The following is a 21494-nucleotide window of genomic DNA, read 5'->3' on the forward strand; positions in this document are numbered from 1 at the left end:
ATGCACGGGGTGCCTGAGCGGTCGATCGCGGTCAGGTCACGCCTTGCCCTTGCTGACCACCCACTTGCCGTGGACCCAGTTGCCCACCTGCTCGTAGCCGGAGCGGAAGGAGCCGAGCCAGTTCAGGGTCAGGTTGGCCTCGGCCGTGGACTTGACCGGGGTGTAGCTGGACGGGTCGTCCGAGGAGCCGCCCGTGGTGTTCTTGGCGACGGCCGGGAAGGGGTACGTCGGGCGGGAGGAGGTGACCTTGCCGGTACTGTCGACCGTCTTGGTCAGCAGGCTCGCCGGGGCCTTGTCCTGGGTGACCCAGTCCGTGATCGCGGTGAGCGCGTCGAGCTTGTCCGGGCCCTGGCCGCCGCCGCAGTGCGCGACACCGGGGAGCAGGAACAGCCGCGCGAAGCTCTTGGTGGCAGCTTCGCCGCCCATGACCTTCTCAACCGCCTTGTAGTAGGCCATCGTTCCGACGGCCGGGATGTGCTGGTCACCGAGCCCGTGCCACAGGATCAGCTTGCCGCCGGCCTTCTTGAACGCGCTCAGGTCGGGGTCGGTGGCGTCGTAGATGCCCGCGTTCGGCGCCATGACCTTCTTGTAGTACGCGGCGGTGAACTTGATGTCCTTGTACGTCAGCGTCGGCTGGGGGCTGTCGAAGATCTGGTAGCGGAGGGTCTCCTTGACGAAGTTCTGGTCACCGGTGGTTCCGGTGGAGGTGGCCGGCGTGATGATGCCGGCCCAGTTCAGCTCGGAGCCGCGCAACTGGTAGCCCGGGTAGAGGAGTTGGCCATGTTCGTCGGTGGGGCCGGCGTAGATCCGGCGCAGGGTGGTGACCTGGTCGGCGGTCAGGCAGTACGCGTCCGAGGTGGAGGTCTGACCGGCCTTGCACTGGATGCTGGCCGGGTCCCAGGTGCAGGCCAGCGGGTCGGCGATGATCCCGTCCGCGGGTGCTCCGCAGCCCTTGAGGACGGCGGCGTGGATAGGCGCGAGGTCGGCGTTGGTGATGGTCGCCGGGCCGCCGTTGAGGTAGACGGACTGGGCGGTCCAGGCGTGCGAGAAGGTGTTCAGCGCGGTGAAGTTGTTGGCCGGGGCGCCGGCCACGATGCCGTCGAAGTCGGTCGGGTAGCGCTGGGCCTCGGTCAGCGCCTGGTGGCCGCCCTGCGAGCAGCCGTCGAAGTAGGAGTGCGTGGCGGCTTGGCCGTAGTACTGCTTGACGAGGACCTTGGCGACCTGGGCGAGCAGGTGGTCGGACTTGTAGCCGAAGTCGGCGCGCAGGCTCGGGTCGGTGGAGAAGAGGCCGCCGCCCTGGTAGTGGCCCTCGTCGCTGGAGCCGACGGCGAAGGCGCCGTCGGTCAGCGGCACGCAGCCGTAGGAGGCGGCGACGTTGCCGGTGTTGACGTTGCCGCACAGTCCGCCGCAGCCGAGCTGGAGATAGTTGGCCTGCCAGCCGGTCTCAGGCAGGCGCAACTGGAAGTGGATCTGCGGGGCGATCACGCCCTGCACGTTGCAGTACGCCCAGTTGCCCAGCGTGTTGTCCGAGGCGGCCACTTCGGCGGCCGAGGTGATCTCGAACGGCACGCCGGGCACGGCGGCGGCCAGGTCCAGGGAACTCACCCCTGAGCACGACATCGTCGGCGCGATGCCGGAGGTGGTCGTGGCCGCGTTGACCGCTGTGGCGGAACCGGACGTGGCCGCACTGCCGGTCGTCGCGCCGACGAGGGCGAGGCTCGCCCCGGTCACGAGGGCGAGGGTGGCGGCCAGGGTGGCCATGAAGGCGGTGGACTTCCACCGGCACCATCTGGGGAGCATACGCATGCTCGGTCTCCGTTCGATCGCTGAGCCGAGGCGAGTGACCGTCAATGCGGTGTGCGCAGGCGACCCGTTCGGTCCGCTCGTCCCACAGCACACTGCCGTACCTCGCGGCCCACACCTGGCCCCTGGCAACTGTGGCTTCACAGGGGCGGTACGCCGAGGACCGTAGTCCCGCGATCAGTGGCGACGCAAGATAAGTCAACGAAATTGTTGACGATCCTTTCGGTGGCAGGTGAATGGTTCTGTCGGTGCCGGGAAGCGCCCCCGGTGTCAACCCGCGCGGCAAGCAACCTGAGAATGCGCGGACGACACTGTGAGTCCGCTCCGGTGCTGTTGTGGCGGATGAGGGGCGAGCACAACATGAGGCCACTCATTCCCATGCGGGCCGGGCCCGGAGCCACCCGGCGTCCCGGCTCCCTTTTGACAGGGAGCACCCTTTGAGCTTGCAAGACCTCCCTCAACCGCACCCCACCAGCGTCACCTTCGGCCGACGTCGGCTGCTTGGCACTACGGTGGGTGTCGCCGCGGCCACTGCGCTCGGCGGGACGGTCGCCGCGCCCGCGTCCGCGGCCCCTCGCACTGGCGCCGGCCGAGCGGTACGCACCGAATCCGGACTGGTGAGCGGCGTCCCGGCGGCCCTCGACGGCATCACGGTCTACAAGGGCATCCCCTACGCGGCTTCCACCGCCGGCGAGAACCGCTGGCGCGCGCCGCAGCCGGCCCCGTCATGGAAGGGGATCCGCAAGGCGGACACCTGGGGTCCCGCCTGCCCCCAGCCAGTCACCGGGATCGACGCCGACAAGGTGCCCCCGTTGAGCGAGGACTGTCTCAACCTCAACGTCTGGACGGGTGCGGCGAGTTCGCGCGAGCGCCGACCGGTCTTCGTGTGGATCTACGGCGGCCGCAACAGCGCCATGTGGTCCGGCCAGCCGGTCTACGACGGCGCGAACCTCGCGGCCAAGGGCGCGATCGTGGTCACCTTCAACCACCGCGTCGGTGCCTTCGGCAGCCTCGCCCACCCCGAACTGAGCGCCGAGACGGGCCACGGCTCGGGCAACTGGGGCGCGCAGGACACCGTGGCCGCGCTGAAGTGGATCCGGCGCAACATCGCCGCGTTCGGCGGCGACCCCGACCGCGTGACCCTCGCGGGCTGGTCGCACGGCTCCTCGTTCGTCAACATCCTCATGATCTCGAAGCTCGCGCGGGGCCTGTTCCACCGGGCACTGCTCTCCTCCGGCGTGCAGTACACCAAGGACCCCTCACTCGGCCATGTGGCGGGCGGTTACGACACGTTGGCCGCCGCCGAGGCCAACGGCACCGCGTTCGCCTCCTACATGGGCGCCTCCTCGCTGGCCGACCTGCGGGCGCTGAGCGCCGACGAGATCGTGTCCAAGGTGTACGCGCCGGGTGCCCCGGCAGCGGGCACCGACTTCGGCAACGTCCTGGACGGCTATGTCCTGCCGACCACCTACACGGGTGCCATGGAGTCCCGTACCGAGTACGACATCCCGGTCCTCACCGGCAACAGCAAGGACGAGAACGGCGCCTCGCCCACCCTGGCCATGACGGTCGCTCAGTACCAGGCGTACGCGACCACCACGTTCGGCGACCAGGCCGCGGACTTCCTCAAGCTCTACCCGGCCACCACCGACACCGAGGCGGCGGCCCAGTACAACGCCTACGCCCGGGACGAGGAGCGCGTGTCCACCTTCCTGTGGGGCACCCAGTTCCGGAACACGGTCGGCAACCGCAGTCCGGTCTACAACTACTGGTGGACACACGCCCCGCCCGGCTCCGACACCACCAACCCGATCATGCCCGCCCAGGACGCCGCGTCGGCCGGCGCCTACCACGGGTCCGACCTGTACTACCTCTTCGGCGGCCTGGCCGGCACCGACCGGCCCTGGACCGAGGAGGACTACTCGATCGCCGACACCGTGTCCTCCTACGTGGCGCACTTCGCGGCCACCGGCAACCCCAACGGCCGGGGCCTCGCCGCCTGGCCCGCCCTGCGCACGACGAAGCCCCTGGCCATGGAACTGGGCGACGCCATCACGGCGGTCCCCGCGGCTGACAGCGACGCCAAGTACGCCTTCCTCAAGGAGTATTTGGAAGCGCAGACCACCGCTTACTGACCCGCTGGTCTTCCGCCACCAGGTCACGTACCCCAGGCGGCGGAAGCCGTGGTCGGCGGCAGGAAGGCGACCCTGGTCAGGAAGTCCTTGAGCAGGATGCGCCACACGTGCCACTCGTGACCGCCGTCGACGAAGTCGCTCTGGACGTGGACGCCGGCGGCTGTCAGGTCCCGTACGGCGCGGAACGGGCCCCGGTGAAGCGCGGTGCCGTTGAGGGTGAACCCGGGGTTGATCGGGTCCTGCCAGCCGCAGCCGACGTACACCGAGACTTCCTTCAGGGCCGCCACCCTCGCCGCGCCGAACGTGGTGCCGGGGGGCAGGCCGGCGCTCATGACGCCGTAGTAGCCGAACTGTTCGGTGTTGTCGAGCAGCAGATAGACCGTGCGCATGCCCCCGGCTGACAGGCCCGTGTACGCCCGGTCGGAGGCCGAGGTCGAGACGTTGTAGTGCTCCTCGACCCAGGGGAAGACCCGCTCGATCAGGTCGGTACGGTGCGCCAGTTCCTGCGTCGAGCTCGCGTAGCCCGTCGCGTTGGGCATGACGACGACCATCGGCGCGATCTCGCCCTGGCCGATCAGGTTGTCCATGATGTTCGCCAGGTCACCCTGGGTGCTCCAGCCCATCTCGTCCTCCCCGCCGCCGTGACTGAGGTAGAGGGTCGGATACGGCTTCGCGCGGTGGGGGTCGTAGCCGGGCGGGGTGTAGACGACGAGGTAGTTCTCGTCGGCGGGAGTGACGTGCCCGGGGGACGCGTAGATGACGTAACGCAGCTTTCCTCGGGGGCCGTTCGCGGGCCCCTGCCAGGAGCGGTCGACCGCGTGGAAGTGGGGGTCGGAGGGGACGTAGATCTGGCTTCGGTCCACCGCCCTGCCGTGTACGACGCCGTCGGTCACGTTCCAGGCGGGGTTGCCGGGGTCGGGGAGCTGGCCGGTCGTCGTCGTGTCGTCGGCATCGGAGTCCACGAAGAAGCCGTAGGTGTAGACCCCGCCCGGCAGAGGTGTGGTGTACGTCCACACGCCGTCTGGGCCCTTGGTCATGTCGACGACCGGCCAGATGGGGCTCGTGGAGTTGGGATGGGAGGCGGGGACGTCGCCCGGCTTCCACTGCCGCGGCAGCAGGCCCTGGGTTTCGACGAGGTGGTCCGGGCCGGTGAGGCGTTCGGTCAGCTCGCCGGGCCGCTCGAAGTACCACTCGCCCTTGAGCTGGACACGCTTGGCGCCAGGGGCGTGAAAGCGGAACGTCACCTCGTAGCCGGTGGGGCCCTTGCCTGTGTGCCGGACCCGCGGACCGTACGCCGTGGCGGTCCCGTTCTGGGCAGCGGCCGCGTCTGCCGGAGCACCGAGTGCCGTGCCGGCGAGGGTGGCGCCGCCGACGGTGGCGGCCACCGCGCGGGCGACTTCACGTCTGGTCAGAGACATGCTGCGGATTCCCTTCCTCCAACTCGTGTGCCGGGACTGCGGGATGCAGTCCCCGTGGCAGGGGTGGCCGACGGTCGAAGTGCCGGAAGCCGGGTGTCACGGCCCGCCCTCCGCTCCCTCCGTGACTCAGGACCAGCCGGCGCCCTGGACGTGCGGGGGCAGGACCGCGCTGATGGCCTGGGCCGTCTCCATCACCAGCGGCGCCATGCGCTTCTCCATGTCGGCCATGGTGATCCGTTGAGCGGACATGGAAAGGTTGATCGCACCGGCGGGCACGCCGGTGGCGTCGAGCAGGGGGGCCGCGACGGCCCGGTTCTCCACGGTGGTGGACTGGTCGTTGATCGCGTACCCGCGCTTGCGGATCTGCGCGAGCTCCCGTCGGGCCTGTGCCTTGGTCGGGGTCTTCGCCGTCAGCCGGGCCTCGGCCGACTTCTCGATGAGCTGCAGGGCCGTCTCCTCGGGAAGGTGGGCGAGGATGGCCCGGCCCAGCCCGGAGGCGTGAATGGGCAGCGACGAGCCCACGTAGTGGGCGCCGGGCGGGTGGAGGAGGGAGGGGACGCGGGAGACGAAGACGACGGTCGGGCCATGGTGGATGGCCAGTTTCACCGTCTCCTGGGTCCGGTTGCGGAGGTCGATCAGATAGGGCTCCGCGAGTTCGGGCAGGGTAAGGGAGTTGAGGGTGGCCATGCCGACGGAGATGGCCTTGGGACCCAGCCGGTAGCCCTTGGTCAGCGGGTTCTTGACCAGGTAGCCGGCCTGGACGAGCGTGTAGCCGATACGCAGGGCGCTGGGCTGACTGACCTTCGCCGCCTCGGCCATGTCCCGCAGTGTCAGCTCCGGTCGCTGGGGGGAGAAGGTGTCGAGCACCGCGAGGGCTCGCCCGATGGCGGCGATGTAGTACCCGGATCGGTCGGTCCCGCCCTGCCCGGACTCCTCGTCGAGGCTCTCAGGTTCGGTCTTGTGGACCATGGTCCCTCCTCGGTCCGGCGGCAGCGCCGCACAGCCCCCTCGTTACGCTGGGCGTAATTCCTTGAGCCTCAGCATAACGCTGAACCTACACCTGCCAGGCCGACCGGACAGGATCACCGGCCGGACCATGACACCCCCGAGGACTCCGACTCCCCTTCTTTCAGGCGACTCCGGTGGGCGTGCCGCCGCCGGCCGCGGCCTGCTGCGACACCGGAGTCTCACGGCGGGGCTGCCCCAGGCCTCCGGCGGCGGCGACCACCAGGCCGGTGATCACGGCTCCGGCCCCGCAGCTCAGCCACACCGCCACGAAGGCCGTCTCGCTGGGCACCTCGGTGTGGGCGAGGGTGACCGCGGAGAGCACGGCCGAGAACACCGCGCCCGCCGCGCTGCCGCCCACGTTGCGCATGGTGCTGACCAGCCCGGTGGCGATGCCCGTGCCGGTGCGTTCGGAGCGCTCCGCCATCACCAGGGTGAGGGAGCCGAACGACAGCCCGAGACCGTACTGACACACGCATCCACCCACGATGAACTCCGCGAGTTCGCCGTGCAGGAGGGCCATCAGCAGATATCCGGCGGCCACGGCGGTGCAGCCGACGTAGAGGAGCTGTTGGTGCGAGATCCGGGCGGCGAGGGGGGCCACCGACATCGCGCCGACCATCCCGAAGACCGCGGTCGGCAGGAGCGCGAGGGCCAGCCCGGTGGGCTGGAGGCCGAAACCGTAGCCGACGTTGTCCGCGGAGGCGTCCATGAAGAGCGTGGTCGCGGTCTGGGCTCCGAAGTAGGCGCAGCCGAAGGTGAAGGCGGCGATGTAGAAGGGAGCCACCTGCCTTCGGGTGGCCGCGCGGACGTCCACCATCGGATCGGTGACCGACAGTTCCGTCCGGGTCCACACGGCGAGCACGGCGGCACCGCCGATCAGGCAGCCGAGAGTGGTGCCGTTCGTCCAGCCCCAGGTGTTGCCCTTCGCGGTACCCAGGAGCAGTACCGCCAGGCCGACACCGAGGGTGAGGTACCCCACCCAGTCCGGGCGGACCCGGGCGCGGGCGACGGTCTCGGGCACGGTCAGCAGGACCAGGAGGAAAGCCAGGGCGAAGCCGATGACCGGCATCCACAGCACGGCGCGGGCGCTGGCGCTGGCGTCGAAGATCTCGGCCGACACGAGCAGCCCGATCGCGCTTCCGCCGGTCAGTCCCACGAAGAGCGAGGAGACGGCCCGCCGCATCCGCTGCCCTTCGAGGCGGTCCCGGATGATCCCGGCGGCAAGCGGGGTGATCGCGGCCACCGCGCCTTCCAGGATGCGGCCGAGCAGGAAGACACCGAAGTTCGGGGCCGCGGCGCACAGTGCCGCCCCCGTCAGGGACGCGGCGATCGAGACGCGCAGGAACAGGCGGTGACCGTACATGTCGCCGAGGCGCGCGAAGATCGGTACCAGCACGCCCGCCGCCAACAGGTGTGCCGCACTCGACCAGTTGAGGTCCGCGGCGGAGACGTGCAGCAGCCGGCCGACGGCGGGCGTGACGGAGGGTACGGCACCCAGCAGGAAGCCGCCGGTGAAGTCGGAGAAGGCAAGGGTCGCGATGAACAGGACGATGCGGTGATCGCCCAGGGGGAGGCCTTTCGAGTCGGCTCTCATGTCCGCTCCTCGATTCGTCAACGGGTGCGGAGGGCCGTCGCGGTCCCACGGCAACGGCCGTCACAGACTGATGATTGAAGGACTCGTTACTCTGGCTGTCAATGCCTTACGCATGGCGAAACGCTGTGAATGTGCGTCTCGCGAAATTACGCTCTGGCTAAGTGTTTGACACTCTGCGAAATCAGTTCTACGTTCGCCGGGCTCGCCCTCATGAAAGGCGGAACCCCGCATGGCATCGACCGTGACGATCGTGGTGAGCGACCGGCCGCACACCAAGCTGCTGCGCAGCCGGACCTCGATCGCCTCCAGCCCGACGGCTTTCCCCTCCGTGTCGCCCATCTACCGGGCCTTCGGACGGATGGCACGCGACCAGCCCTACGATGTGTGCGAGATGGCCGTCGGCGCCTTTCTGCAGGCCCGAGAGGCCGGCGTTCCGCTGCTCCTGCTCCCGGCGGTCGTCGGCGGCGGGTTCCATCACGGCAGCCTCGTCGCCTCGCCCGCGGCACCTCCCGACGGACCCGGTGACCTCGCCCACCGCAAGGTCGGGGTGCGCTCCTACAGCCAGACCACGGGACTGTGGGTGCGTGCGCTCCTGGAGGTGGAGCACGGCGTCCCCCCGGAGGACGTCACCTGGGTGACCACCGAGGGGTCGCACGTTCCGGGGTACCAGGACCCCCCGAACACGGTCCGTACCTCCCGCTCGCTGCGCGAGGAACTCCTGTCCGGCGCGATCGCCGCGGCCGTGCCCGGACGAGGCGAGGGGGACGGACTGCGCACGGTCGTCGACGATCCCCACAAGGCGGCCCAGGCCTGGTACGGCCGGCACGGGGTGGTTCCGGTCAACCACCTGCTCGTCACCACCGAGCGCCTGGCCGCCGAACGGCCGGCGCTGATCAGGGAAATCACGGCGCTGCTCGCCGAAGGCATCGACACGACCGCCGCCGCCCGCACCGCCCGGGCGGACGCCGAGGGGCTTCCGTCCGGAATCGTGCACGGTCACGAACACGTGCTTCCCGCAGTCGCCCTGGCCGCGCGGTACGCCGTCCGCCAGCGCCTCATCCCCGAACTGCCGGAGATACCCGGGCTCTTCGTGCCGGCGTAGGAACGCGACCCTTCACCCCGGAGCGGAGGGGAGTCCGCGGCGGTGGTGCCGTTCGTGGTGCTGCCGCAGCAGATCCTTGCCGTAGTCGCCGCCGTTGGGGGTGCGTACGACCGTGTGGACGTGGTTGCGCCAGGGCTCGTCGACGTCGAACATGACGCTCGCCATGTGCTCGAACTCGACCAGTACGACCGGGCTGTGCACGCGGTAGTAGAAGGCGCCCCCGGGACTGTCGTCGCCGATGAAGGAGAAGTAGGTCTCCCGCTCATGGGCTCGGATCTCGGCCGTACGGACTCCGGCGTGCCGGTCCGGTGCGCGGTTGACGTAGAGGCCGATGAGGTCGCGGGCGATCTCTCGCTGTGACCGCGACATGTCGGCCAGGCTCAGGCCGACCGGATCGAGGAGGGCGTTGTCCCGGTAGGCGCCGGTGATCAGATCGGGCGGCATCGTGTCGGCGATGCGCGCCTGGTCCCGCTGTTCCGGGGTCAGTGCGGTGAACAGCCGTGACCCGGTGCTCTCCTCCGGCTCGAAGAGCCGGGTGCCGGCGTACCGGCCGCCCTCGGCGACGACCGGCTCGGCGCCCAGGAAGGTGGGTGTGAGGGTCATGCGGTCGCCGGCCAGGACGCAGTTGACCGCGAGGTGGTGGCCGTCGAGCTGCCAACCCCAGGGCTCGTCCGGCCGCTCGGGAGAGCCGTAGACACTGAACCAGTACAACCACTCGTTCAGGACGTCGAGTTCGTCGCGCAGCTCGCCGATGGTCCGGTTGAGGTGCATGCAGTCCAGGAGCTGCCCGAACCCTTCCTTGCTGAGGCTGGCACGGACCACTTCGAGGGCGAGCTCACGTCTCTGGTCGTCGAGATCCTCCAGGCACTGCCCGTGACGGCCGTAGAAACGGGAGCCGTTCATCCACTCGTGCCAGCTGCCGTGGTCGATGGGGAAACGGCTCTGGGCGGCCTGCCGGACGGTCAGGCTCTCCAGAAAGGTCAGGACGGCTCGTCGTGCGGGGCGGGTGTCCGCGCCTGTGGGGTCGGCGGAGAACAGGCCGGCGACGGGCGCGCGGTCGGAGCCGCGGATGCCCTGGAAAGGTTGCTCGGAGACTTTTCGGTGCATGCGTTCGACCTTCACCGCGCGTTCCGGCGACCAGATCGTCCACATAGGCGGGTGGGTGCCGCCGCCGTCCCGTGGCCGCAGCTCTGCCATGGATACCTCCTACGTCGTACGGGCACGTCAAGTGGCATGGGGGCTACATGATGACGGCCGTGTCGCCGTCGATGTGGACGGAGGTGCCGAAGGCCGCGGACAGCTCCTGGTAGCGGCCCAGGACGCGCTCGGCGTCCGTGCCGGTCGCGGTGAAGGGACGTCCGTCGGTCAGCGGCCGGTCGGTCGATCCCACCCCGCGGCGCAGTGTGGCCTTGCCGCCGACCTCGCGGCCCAGCTCGACCGGGTGGAGGCGGATCTCACGCAGTTCGCCGCCGTCCATCTGGACGTCGAGGACGGCCGAGCTCCACCAGGTGGCGCTGTGGGCGCTGTAGCCGGGGTGCAGCGGGTGCGTGGCCGGGGTCAGGGCCGGGAGGCGTTCGATGTCGTGGCCCCAGCTCTCGTACCCGTCGAAGGGCACCCGGCGGGTGAACTCCGACTGGGCGAAGAAGTTGCCGATGCCGTAGATGATCGGCTTGCCCTTGTAGATCTCGATGCCGAGGGTCTTGTGCCAGCCGTGGCCGACGTAGATGTCGGCGCCCTCGTCGACGCAGGCGCGGGCGAACTTCCGCACGAAGCTGGGCGGGGTGTCACCGCGCGTGCCCTCGGAGTTGCTGAAGTGGTGGGCGACCAGCACGAGGTCGGCCATCGTGGCGGCCTCGCCCACCGAGCGCAGGTTGCCCGCCAGGTCGAAGCGGTTGAGGTCGGAGCGGATCTCGTAGTGGTCGTCCGTCAGGAAACGGTTGGTCCCCCAGGTGCTGCCGGGCATGGGCAGCTGGAACTCCGGGCCGGTGGGCTGGGCGAGCCCTCCGCCTCGGGTCAGCGGAACACCCAACTGGGCCCATATCTCCTTCAGTTGCCGGGCGGCGTCCTCGGGGACGACGTACTGCATGGTGGTGCGCAGCGGGTTGATCCCCGCGCGGCCGGGCAGTGTCGCCTTGGGCGGGGTGGCCCACTCGTGGGCGCTGTTGCCGGAACTCACCGAGACCAGGGCGACACGGCCGCGTCGGGTCTCCAGGTACGCGGGTTCCCGGGCCTCCTCCAGGTCCCGGCCGGTGCCGGCGTGGGCGATGCCGGCGTTGTCGCAGTGCCGCATGGTGGAGAGGATGCCGGGGCCGCCGAAGTCGAAGCTGTGGTTGTTGGCCAGGGAGGCGATGTCCACCCCCGCCCACCGCAGGTCGGCGGCGGCACGTGGGTCGGTCAGGAAGTAACTGCCCAGCGAGTCGCTGCGGGCGGGCGCGCCCACCTCGGGGTACTCGCCGAAGTTGGTCTCGACGTGGGCGTACGTCAGGTCGGAGTCGCGCAGCCGCTCCACGACCTGGCGGAACTCGGGCTCCTCACCGGCGGAGAAGGGCCGGGTGACCATGCATTCGCCGGCCAGCGTGACGGACATCGGTCGCTTGGTGGGCATGGGTGCTCCTTGCACACAGGTACACATACGTACGGCGGTTGCGCGGGGAAGGGGGAGAGTACGAGGCACCGACGGCCCGCGGGTCAGTCCATGCTGGAGCCGGGAACGGCGACGGCCCGCCGAAGGCGCCGCATGTGCCGGCTCAGCACGCTGCGCGCGACACGGACCTCCACCACGGCGAGGCCGGGCGCGAGGGCGTCCCGGGCACAGGCGTCGACGGCGCTGGCGTCGGCGATCACCCGGCCGCGGGCACCCAGCGCGCCGGCCGCGGCGGCCAGGTCGGGAGTGGACACGGCGGCGAGTTCGGCGTCGGCACCCTCGGCGAGCAGACGCTGGTACTCGGTGCCCAGCGCCTGGTCGTTGAGGACGAACGCGGTGACGTCGGCGCCGACGCGCGCCGCGGTCTCGACCTCCTGCAGGTGCATCATGAAGGCGGCGTCTCCCTCGAAGACGACCACCTTGTGTCCCGGGCTCCCGAGCGCCGCGCCGACCGCCGACGGCAGCGCCTGTCCGATGGAGCCGAAGCCGTGCGCGGCGAAGAACCGGCCGACGGCCGGGACTTGGACGAAGGTCGTGGCGAACCCGGAGCAGTGTCCGTTGCCGACCACCACGACCGCGTCGCCCGGTAGCGCCTCGCTGATGACCGCCAGGGCACGGCGGGGGTCGACGGTGCCGGCCTCGATCGGCGGGTCGAAGTCCGTGAGGTCCTCCTCCCAGCACTTGGCCGGGGGAGGGACCGGTTCGAACCAGTGCCCGGCGACGGGGACGGGCCCCGGCGCGGCGAGGCAACCGCTCAGCACCCGCTCGGCGTCACCGAACAACCGCCGTACGTTGGGGTGGACGGGCCCTCCCGCCTCCTCGTCGACCACCTGGACGACGGTCGCGTCGCGAAACAGCCGCATCGACGAGGTGGTGCCACGGTCCAGGCTCGATCCGACGGCCACCACCAGGTCTGCCGCGCGCAGCACCTCCTCCGCCCTGCGGTGGGAAAGGCCCCCGGAAATGCCCAGGTTGTACGGGTGCTGGTCGAACATGCCCTTCGCCGGCACGGTGGTGGCGAGGGCCGCGCCGTGCCGTTCGGCCAGTCGCGTCATCAACGTGGCCGTGTCGCCGGTGAGCGTGCCGCGACCGGCGATCAGCACCGGGCGCTCGGCCCGGGAGAGCGCTCGGGCCAGCTCCCGCGCGGCCACGCGGTCGTCCTCCTCGACCGGACGGCGAACGGACCGTGTGCCGGGGGGCGCGGGGGTCGTGCCGGGCGCGGAGGTGAAGAGGTCGGCCGGCACAGCCAGCACGACCGGGCGGGAAAGGTCCGTGGCGAGCGCGACGCGTTCCGCGAGGACACTCACCGGATCGTCGTCGGCCCGCAGCCGTCGATACGGCGCCTCACAGGCGCGGACGAACAGTTCCTGGTCGAAGTGCTGCGCCCCCTCGTAACCCTCCGGTGTCTCGGCGAGCAGCAGTACCAGCGGCGAGTGGTTGCGCGCGGCGACCACCAGGGACGTGGCCGTGTGCGTGAGGCCGGGGCCGTGCGTCACCGAGCAGAACCCGATCGCATCGGACGTCCAGCCGTACCCCTCCGCCATCGCCACGGCGGCACTTTCGTGACGTACCTCGACCACCTGCACGCCGTGTTGGGACAGCGCGGTGAACAGGTGCATGTTGCCGTCGCCCATCAGGCCGAACACGTGCCTGACGCCGTACCCGGCGATCGTGACGGCCAGCGCGTCCGCCGTTGTCGCGGGGGCTACGGGCGGTGGCTCGTTCACCGTTCCCCCTGTGTCGGCCCCGTCCGTTCCCCGCATCGAGATCCCTCCACTTCCGTCTTCGGTCGTCTTGGAAGCTAGCGCGCCACTACGCTGATGTAAATGCTGTTACGCACTGCGTAACGCGCGTCGGTGAGTAGGACGAGGAGTGAGTCAGGGGGCGGTCACCGTGACGTTGACCGTGCCCTTCCCTTGCGGAGAGCTGTCGTTCGTCGAGGTGGCGACCACGGCGAAGGTGGTGGTCGACTCGTCCGGCGCCACGGTCAGCAGGCCCGTCGGAGAGATGGACGTGCCCGCGGCGACCTTGGCCCCCGAGATGCTCCAGGCCACGGACGGGTCGTCGGCTGTGAACTGCTGAGTTGTCCCCTTGGCCACGCTCCACTCGAACTTGCCCGTGTAGGGCCGGATGTCGATGCCGGTCCAACCCGTGGCGACGCTGCTCTGCCACGCCCACTTCTCGTGGCTGATCCAGTTGGCGGCGCCCTGGTCGATCGCGTAGCCCGGAGCGGCCCTGAGGGTTCGGTCGGCCGCCGCGGGACCGAGGAGCGTACCCCCGCCGTAGGTCTTGGCGAAAGTGAGGGTCTCGCCGTCGACGGTGGCGGTCGCCGTCCGGTTGAGGCGTGTGGTGAGGTAGACGGTGTTGCCGATCAGGCGTACATCGCGGTCGCCTGCGCCAGTGCCGTCGAACGCCTTGGCGTCCGCGACGGCGTCGACCAGCCGTCCCTCGCCCCGCGCGTCCTCGGCGTAGTACCGCGTCCGTCCGTCGACGGTGGTGCTCAGGGTGTACGTGACGGGGGACAGCACCTGGGTCGCGGAGGTGAGGTCGGTGAGCCCGTAGAAGCTGTAGGCCGTCACGGTCCCGTCCACGGCGGTTCCGCCGCCGCCCTGCTGGGCCTCGTAGGCGTAGACGCTCGCGATGTCGTACGCCTTCGTGAACGCCGCCGTCGGCTCGGTGCCTTTGACGTGGGCCGGGTTCACGGTGAGGGTGAGGGACGTGTACACCGGCTCGAACGCCCAGTTCCGCAGGGTCACGGCGATCTGCGACTCCGTCGACGACGTGTGCAGGGCGTAGTCCTGGTCGGCCCTGAGGGTGCGGGTGTCGCCCTTACGGCTGTGCAGAACGAGCTTGATGTCGGAGGACCTGAGGGCGGAGGCGTTCACGCCGCGGGGCCAGGTGACGTAGAAGTCGTCCGCCTCGGCGTCGGTGAGATTCGGCTCGGTCCCCGCCCCCACCCAGGTCCAGACGGGTCGCGCCGCGGGCTCGGGCGGGTCGGCGACCTTGTCGCGCAACGGCGCGAAGTCGGGGCGCACGGTGGTCCCGGAGCCGTAGAGGACCTCGGCGTCACTGGTGTAGTCGTAGCCGTAGATCGAGACGTGTACCCGGAAGGTGCGCGCGGCGACGGGCAGGCCGTTGTACGTGATGCCGGTGACGGTGAGGTTGAACGTGTAGTCGCCCTGCCCGTCTCCGCCCAGGCAACTCCATTCGCGACCGCTGTTCTTGTCCGTGATCGGGTAGTCCCCCGTGTCGAGGACGAGGTCGCCCTGATGAAGGGAGTAGCTGTTCCTCCCGTTGGTCCACGCGTCTTTCAGACGGGTGGCCTTGAGGGTGTACTCGGAAGGGAAGTAGCCGTCGCCGTCGGTGAGTTCGACTCTGGGGTGACCGCCGATGTCGCCGTCGTCCAGGCCCGGCAGGTCGAGGGACAGATCGGCGGCGGTGCCGGGGTCGAATCCGACCACTCCGCCGAACTGTTCTTTGAGGGTGCTCTTGCCATAGGTGTAGGCACTGCCGGTGATGTCGCTGCTGACCCGCAGTCGCGGAATGACGTAGCTGCCGACCTCGGTGGCGGCCGGGGCGTAGGCGGTGTGCCCGGCTGTGGCGTGCAGCGCGGTGGCCGGGGGACGTACGTAGAGGTCGCTCGAACCGTTGCGCGTGAAGCCGGCGATCCTGGACGCGTCGAGCCTGACCGTCAGCCTGGTACCGGTGCGGGTGGCCAGAGCCGCCCCGCCGCTCCGGATGAAGGCGGCATCGCCGTCGGCGTCGACGAACCATGAGGTCACATCGGTACCGTCGTCAACTGCCCATTTGGCGGCGGGCGTTGAGCGCAGAGTGAGGGTGTAGGTCCGTGTGTCCTCGACGCGGACGGAGGTGCCCGTTTGACGGTAGTAGGCGGCGGCACGGGCCGAGGTGGCTGTCGTGGTATGAGCGGGTGGCGAAGCCGATGTCGCGGCCGTGAGCGCGGTTGCGAGCGCGAGTGCGCTGACGGTGCAGGGGAGTTGAAGGGCGGTCGGCATGGTGTGGCCCCTTCTCGCGTGAGCGGTCGGCGGGGACACGGGTCGGCCCCCGTGGGAGCGGGCCCGCGTCCCGGTGCCGTGGTTCAGCCGGCACTGCCGTTGTAGAGGGTGTCGCCGCTGTAGACGGCGGTGACGGTTTTGCCGGTCCAGGACGAGGACTTGCCGGTGAGGACGGCCTTGCCGCCGCTGAGCCTGACGGGTCGGCCCAGGTCGACGCCGTCGGCCTTGAACTGGACGGTGCCGGTGGGGGTGGCGGGTTCGGTGCTCACGGCGGTCACCTCGGCCGTCAGCTTGGTGGAGCCGGCGGTCATCGCGGTGGACGTGGCACGGAAGCCGACGCGGGTCAGGAAGTCGTACAACGTCTGCTGCCAGAAGGCCCAGGTGTGGCCGCCGCCGACGGAGTAGTAGGTGAAGGGGACACCCGCGTTGATGAGCCCCTCGCGTTCCGTGGTGGCCGTCATCATCGGGGCGTTGCCGCCCAGATCCTCCTGGCCGATGGCGAGGTGGACGCCGAGCAGCTTCTTGAGGTCCGCACCCTTGTAGGCGTCATCGATGGGCGTGTTGCCCGATCCCGTCACCGTGACGGCGGGGGCGCCGGAGGCCGGTGACCAGACGCCGTAGTAGCCGAAGGCGGTGGTGTCCTTGAACAGGAAGTTGTTGGCCTGGGTGCCGTAGGCGCTGGTACCGGCGAAGGCGCGGTCGGCCGCGTCGGTGCCGACGTCGTAGTGCTGTTCGACGTACTGCAGCACGGTGCCGGTGATCTCGGTGGTGTAGCTGCCCATGGAGATGCCGGAGCCGTTGGGCATGACGACGACGGCCGGCTGCATCCTCCCGGCGGCGATCAGGTTGTCGACGATCTGCTGGAGCCGTCCCCGGGTCGTCCAGGCGATCTCGTTCTCCCCGCCGCCGTGGCTGAGGACGAACACCGGATAGGGAGTCGAGCGCTTCGGGTTGTAACCGGGCGGCGTATAGACGGCCAGTCGGTTGGTGCCCGTGGTCGAGTTGGCCGTCGGGTAGGTGACCTCGGCGAGCTTGCCGCGCCGCCCGGCGGGAGCGTCCGCCGTGTATGAGAGGTCGGCGGTGCCGTAAGCGCGGTCGGAGGGGACGTACACCTGGCTGAAGACGGCGGCCGAACCGGTCGTGTTCCATGCCGGGTTGGCGGGGTCTGTCCGGGAAGTACAGCCGCTGAGGGTGTCGGAGGCGCAGTCAGCGTAGAACTGGTAGTCGAAGGTGCCCGAAGGGAGCGGGACGGTGTAGGACCAGACCCCGGTCGCGGTGTCCTTGGTCATCGAGGCGACGGCCCATGCCTCGCCGGGCTGGTCGGGCGACTGCAGCGGGAAGTCCCCGGGTTTCCAGTCGGCTGCGGCGATGGGGGACGCGTTGGTCGGGTCGGTGCTGGAGGAGGCCGTGGACGCGAAGGACCAGGTCCCCTTGATCCGCATCGAGGCCGCCGACGCGTCCTTGATGCGGAAGGTGACCTGGTAACCGGTCGGGCCCCGGCCCGTGTGGGTCACCGTCGGGCCGAGTCCGGTGACGGAGGCCTCGGAGTGGGAGGCGTCGGCGTTCGCCGACGAGGTGGTCACCAACGCGGCGGCGGTCAGCGCGCCGGTGAGAGCGAGGGCGACGGCGCCCCCGCGCGGGATTCTGGGCATGGCTGGCTCCCTCTGTGAGGTGATGCAACGGGAAGCCCGAACCCGTGCCCTGGCCTCTCATCGAAGGGAGGAGTGCCGGGTCCGGACAGCGGGTGGCGCATGTCCGTCCGAAGGGTTCCTTGAGCGGGGAGACCACTGGATGCAGGGCCGGCGTCCTGGCCGAGCTGTCCGTGGCTGAGCCGGTCGCTCCTCACCTTCCGCCGGACAAGGAGTCCAGCAACTCGCCGATCCGGGCCGCCACCTTCTCCGCCGAGCCCTGGGCGTACGAGGAGTCCATCGCCTCGTAGGTGATCCGGGCGTAACTCCGCGACTCCGCCATGTTCTTGGCGCCGCCCTCCAGCATCGACATGACGGCGGTGTGCGCGAACGGCGAGTGCCTTTTGATGTCCAGCGCGGTGTCGGTGGACAGCTCCGGCTCCACGCCGACGAAGACACCCTGCCCGACCTGAAGGATCCAGACCGGCGCCTCGGCCGTGCCCGTCGGCGTGAAGTCGTACGAGGTCACGGGGCCCGTCGGATGACCCATCGCCACCGTGTCGACCGTGACGGAGTCGGTCAGCAGACGCAGGGAGGGGCGGGCGCCCGCGGTCGAGGTCTTGATGGTCTCGCTGACCCGGACCGCCTCGGTGCCCAGCCGTTCGCCCTGGAGCGTCACCAGGAGCCAGCCCGCGTCCTGCGCGTCGACCTGGGACCAGTTCCTGTCCTTGTCCATGAGGTATCGCTTCGACCTGAACGCCGGCGACTGGTCACCGCACGACCCGACGAGGAAGAGGCCGACCGTGTCGCCGCCGTACTGCTCCTCGACGTGTCGCATGGCCGCGCCCGCGAGATCGCCCGAGACGGGCACGTCGCCGTTGGCCATGACCGACTGGTCCATCACGCCCGACTGGACGCTGTAGTTGACGAGCACGGCGATCGGCGTGCCGTCGGCGTCGTCGAATCGGGTGACGCCCACGCTCTTGTCGGACGGGCCGCGCTCTCCTGTGCCGAGCCACCATCCGTCGGCGGTCTGGACGTCCCGGTTGACGTTGACGTCACAGGTGCCGGTGCCGAAGCCGACCCGGGCTGGCCGCAGCGCCTTGACCGCCGCCGTCACCGCGCTCGTGGTCGCGGCAAGGATCTGCTGCACGTACGCCTTGCCGCTGGCGGAGGTGTCCGTGGACAGCACGTGCGGGGCCGAGAAGGTGTGGGTCACGGTCACGACGATGTCGGTCGTCGCGACGCCGGCCGCCTTGGTGATGATCGTCCGTATCGAGGTGATCGCTTCCTCGCTGATGGAGGTCAGGTCCAGCACGACGAGCGCGATGCGCCGCGTGCCGTTCTCCAGCAGCAGCACGCGCACGTACAAGTCGTCGTGGACGGTGGTGAATCCGTCCAGCGGAAGCAAAGACGCGGGGATATCGATGGCGGCCCGGCCGGCACCCGCCGACAGTTCGGCGGAGGCCGGCTTGCCCGTGGAGGTTGTCGCATCGGACGCCCGCGCTGTGCCCACTCCGCTCGCCAGACTCGTGGCCGCGACCGCGGCGGCGACGGATCCGTTCAGAAACGACCGCCGGTGCATGCCACCGTCCTGCCGGGCAGCCCTGTCCTCGTTCATGGAATTCACGCCTTTCTCCTACACAGCCCGAAACCAAAGGCCTGCCGCGATTCACCACAGCAGGGCACGTCGAAAGACCTGACTGGCATTGAGCGAATTCCTGCTCTTCGCGCAGCGGTGACCTTGGCCGGTCCATACCGGGCGAGCAGGAACGCGGGAAAACGGAATCGATATCCCGGGGTGGCGTGATCGTTGCACCGGCCACCATGGGCGTCAACAATCGCGGCGCGTCATCTAAGAATGCACACTGCGAAACCTTCGCGTGAGATCCGTCCCAGGTGCCGCCCTCCCGGAAACTCACAGGATTTACGCAGGGCGTATCTCATTGACACCTGGCGAAACGCGCTCCTACGGTTTGCCGCATCCGCAAGCCGTACTCCCCTCATCACCCCTCGGAGCGTGCACAGTGGATTCACGGGACATGGACGGTCGCGTCGGTCGGCCGGTCGGTCGGCGGGCCTTCGTCGGAGGCTCAGTGGCCGCCGCGGCGGCCGTGGTCCTGGGCGGCGGCACGAACGCCCTTGCCGCGTCGGCGAGCAGATCGGCGAGGGCGTTGACCGGCCCGGTCCGGATCGAAACCGGCCTGGTGTCAGGCGTGTCAGCCGCACTGCCCTCGGTCACCGTCTTCAAGGGGATCCCGTTCGCCGCCTCGACGGCGGGGAAGAACCGGTGGCGCCCGCCCCAGCCGGCGGAGTCCTGGACGGGCGTGCGCACCGCGGACACCTTCGGCGACATCTGCCCACAGAACGCGTTCACGGGTTATCCGACCTCCTCGTCCTCCTCGTCCGCTTCGTCCTCCACCGCCGCCGCGGCTGCTCTCCCGTCGATGAGCGAGGACTGCCTGAACCTGAACGTATGGACCGCGGCCGCGTCTTCACACGAGCGGCGACCGGTGCTTCTGTGGATCTACGGCGGTGGGTTCACCCGGGGATACGGCTCCAACACGCAGTTCGACGGCGCGGGGCTGGCCGCCAAGGGCCTGGTCGTGGTGACGTTCAACTACCGCACCGGCGTGTTCGGCTTCCTCGCTCACCCGGATCTGAGCGAGGAGTCGGGGCACGGCGCCTCCGGCAACTACGGTCTGCTCGACCAGATCGCGGCCCTGCGCTGGATCCGGCGCAACATCACCGCCTTCGGCGGCGACCCGGACCGGGTGACCGTCGCCGGCCAGTCCGCCGGCGCGGGGTCCGTGGCCTTCCTGACCTACTCGCCGCTCGCCGCCGGCCTGTTCCACCGGGCGATCGCCCAAAGCGGTGTGCGCAGTCCCCGCGACCCCGACATCGCGGGCCTGCCCACCTCCTACCGCACCCTGGAGTACGCCGAGAGCAACGGCGTCGACTACGCCAAGGACCACGGCGCGACGACGCTGAAGGAACTGCGCGCCCTCAGCGTGAGCGGTCTCCTGGTCGGCAACGACGTCACCGACCCCGCCGTCGTCACGCCCATGAACAGCTACCCTCCGCCGCTGCTCCGCCCGGTCCTGGACGGCTGGGTCGTGCCGAGGACCATCGAAGAGGCCCTCGACCGCGGTGCCCACATCGACATCCCCTTCCTCACCGGCAACAACAAGGACGAGAACGGCGCGTCCCCGAACCCGCCCACGACCCTGGCCAAGTACGAGGCCATCGTGAAGCAGCAGTACGGCGACATGGCGGACGAGTTCCTCACGCTGTACCCCGCTACGACCGACGCCGAGGCGAACACCTCGCAGACGGCGGCCGCCCGCGACATCGGACGCACCTCCACCTCGCTGTGGGCCACGGAATGGGCCCGCCGGGCCAAGAGCCCGGTGTACACCTACTACTGGACGCACACCCCGCCCGGAGCGAGCGGCGCCGGCCACGGCTCGGAGATCCCTTACGTCTTCGGCAACCTCTATGCCGACGCGGACACGGCCTGGACCGACCAGGACCGGCAGGTCGCCGACACCATGTCCTCCTACTGGGCCAACTTCGCCGCGACGGGCAACCCCAACGGCAGGGGAATCCCGCACTGGGCGGCCTCCGTACCCGGCGAGATGACGACGATGCGGGTGGGTGACGACTGGGGCCGCGTGAAGGACGCCGACACGGCCAACCTGGACTTCTTCAGGCGCTTTTACGCCGCGCAGCAGGCCTGGTAACGACTACCGCCTACGGCCGTGCAGAGGGTAGTTGGGGCCGCGGGCAAAGGGCTCGGCATGGTTGCCGGACGGCCGCGAGTGAGCGGGCCAGGGACGGGATCACGACGTCTCGGTCACGAGGCGACAGGGCGTCGGCGGACGCGATGCCCGACTCGGCGGGGTCGACGGACCTGTGCGTACGTATGTCTTCGCTCGGGTGCGTGTGGTGTTCGCCGAGGTCGGCGAACACCACACGCACGGCGAGATTGCCTTCGTTTCAGCTGGGTGCGGGTGCGCTGTGTTCGGTTACTGCGCGCAGGGCTTCCGGGAGTCGGTCGCGCAGTCGGCCGAGGAGGCGGTCTTCCAGTTGTGCGGCGTGGGTGATGCCGGCTTGTGCGAAGGCGTTGCGTTCGGGCTGCAGGAG

The 21494-nt window shown here is 69.8% G+C and carries 14 protein-coding genes; 4 read left to right on the top strand and 10 right to left on the bottom strand.

Features of this window, described 5'->3' with window-relative positions; translation table 11 throughout:
• Positions 1-36: 36 nt before the first annotated feature.
• Positions 37-1806, bottom strand: a complete 1770-nt coding sequence (locus ABZ848_RS48065) for a tannase/feruloyl esterase family alpha/beta hydrolase (protein WP_360843065.1) — start codon at positions 1804-1806, stop codon at positions 37-39.
• 509 nt (positions 1807-2315) lie between these two features.
• Here ABZ848_RS48065 and ABZ848_RS48070 point away from each other — a divergent pair.
• Positions 2316-3938, top strand: coding sequence for a carboxylesterase family protein (locus ABZ848_RS48070; protein WP_360843105.1), 1623 nt, complete (start codon positions 2316-2318; stop codon positions 3936-3938).
• Between the two features lie 23 nt (positions 3939-3961).
• Here the strand turns inward: ABZ848_RS48070 and ABZ848_RS48075 are convergent, their stop codons facing one another.
• The 3 genes from ABZ848_RS48075 to ABZ848_RS48085 form a co-directional block, all read right to left on the bottom strand.
• Positions 3962-5356: an alpha/beta hydrolase-fold protein gene (locus tag ABZ848_RS48075; RefSeq protein ID WP_360843068.1), complete on the bottom strand. Its 1395-nt coding sequence runs from the start codon at positions 5354-5356 to the stop codon at positions 3962-3964.
• A 126-nt stretch (positions 5357-5482) separates the two neighbouring features.
• Positions 5483-6325, bottom strand: a complete 843-nt coding sequence (locus tag ABZ848_RS48080) for an IclR family transcriptional regulator (RefSeq protein WP_360843070.1) — start codon at positions 6323-6325, stop codon at positions 5483-5485.
• A gap of 160 nt (positions 6326-6485) precedes the next feature.
• The gene (locus ABZ848_RS48085) at positions 6486-7958 is read right to left on the bottom strand and encodes an MFS transporter (protein ID WP_360843073.1); all 1473 of its coding nucleotides are present in this window, start codon (positions 7956-7958) and stop codon (positions 6486-6488) included.
• Between the two features lie 229 nt (positions 7959-8187).
• Between ABZ848_RS48085 and ABZ848_RS48090 the strand changes: the two genes are divergently transcribed.
• Positions 8188-9060, top strand: coding sequence for a hypothetical protein (locus tag ABZ848_RS48090; protein WP_360843076.1), 873 nt, complete (start codon positions 8188-8190; stop codon positions 9058-9060).
• Between the two features lie 12 nt (positions 9061-9072).
• On the opposite strand, the gene ABZ848_RS48095 is transcribed toward ABZ848_RS48090, so the two are convergent.
• From ABZ848_RS48095 to ABZ848_RS48120, 6 genes are all read right to left on the bottom strand, one after another.
• On the bottom strand, positions 9073-10257 hold the full coding sequence (locus tag ABZ848_RS48095) for a DUF3500 domain-containing protein (RefSeq protein ID WP_360843079.1): 1185 nt from the start codon (positions 10255-10257) through the stop codon (positions 9073-9075).
• A gap of 43 nt (positions 10258-10300) precedes the next feature.
• Entirely contained in the window at positions 10301-11665 is a 1365-nt protein-coding gene (locus ABZ848_RS48100; protein ID WP_360843081.1) for a CapA family protein, read from the bottom strand.
• Positions 11666-11748: 83 nt separating this feature from the next.
• Entirely contained in the window at positions 11749-13431 is a 1683-nt protein-coding gene (locus ABZ848_RS48105; RefSeq protein WP_360843084.1) for a thiamine pyrophosphate-binding protein, read from the bottom strand.
• A gap of 150 nt (positions 13432-13581) precedes the next feature.
• On the bottom strand, positions 13582-15720 hold the full coding sequence (locus ABZ848_RS48110; protein WP_360843086.1) for a hypothetical protein: 2139 nt from the start codon (positions 15718-15720) through the stop codon (positions 13582-13584).
• 83 nt (positions 15721-15803) lie between these two features.
• The gene (locus tag ABZ848_RS48115) at positions 15804-17372 is read right to left on the bottom strand and encodes an alpha/beta hydrolase-fold protein (protein ID WP_360843089.1); all 1569 of its coding nucleotides are present in this window, start codon (positions 17370-17372) and stop codon (positions 15804-15806) included.
• A 190-nt stretch (positions 17373-17562) separates the two neighbouring features.
• Positions 17563-18978: a hypothetical protein gene (locus ABZ848_RS48120; RefSeq protein WP_360843092.1), complete on the bottom strand. Its 1416-nt coding sequence runs from the start codon at positions 18976-18978 to the stop codon at positions 17563-17565.
• Positions 18979-19390: 412 nt separating this feature from the next.
• Between ABZ848_RS48120 and ABZ848_RS48125 the strand changes: the two genes are divergently transcribed.
• Together ABZ848_RS48125 and ABZ848_RS48130 are read left to right on the top strand one after the other, a co-directional pair.
• Complete coding sequence (locus tag ABZ848_RS48125; protein ID WP_360843094.1) at positions 19391-21091, top strand: carboxylesterase family protein; 1701 nt, start codon at positions 19391-19393, stop codon at positions 21089-21091.
• A 205-nt stretch (positions 21092-21296) separates the two neighbouring features.
• Positions 21297-21494, top strand: a 198-nt coding sequence (locus ABZ848_RS48130) for a hypothetical protein (protein WP_360843098.1), incomplete at its 3' end; no start/stop codon positions are given.

This window comes from Streptomyces sp. NPDC047081, from assembly GCF_040643775.1.
Classification (GTDB): domain Bacteria; phylum Actinomycetota; class Actinomycetes; order Streptomycetales; family Streptomycetaceae; genus Streptomyces.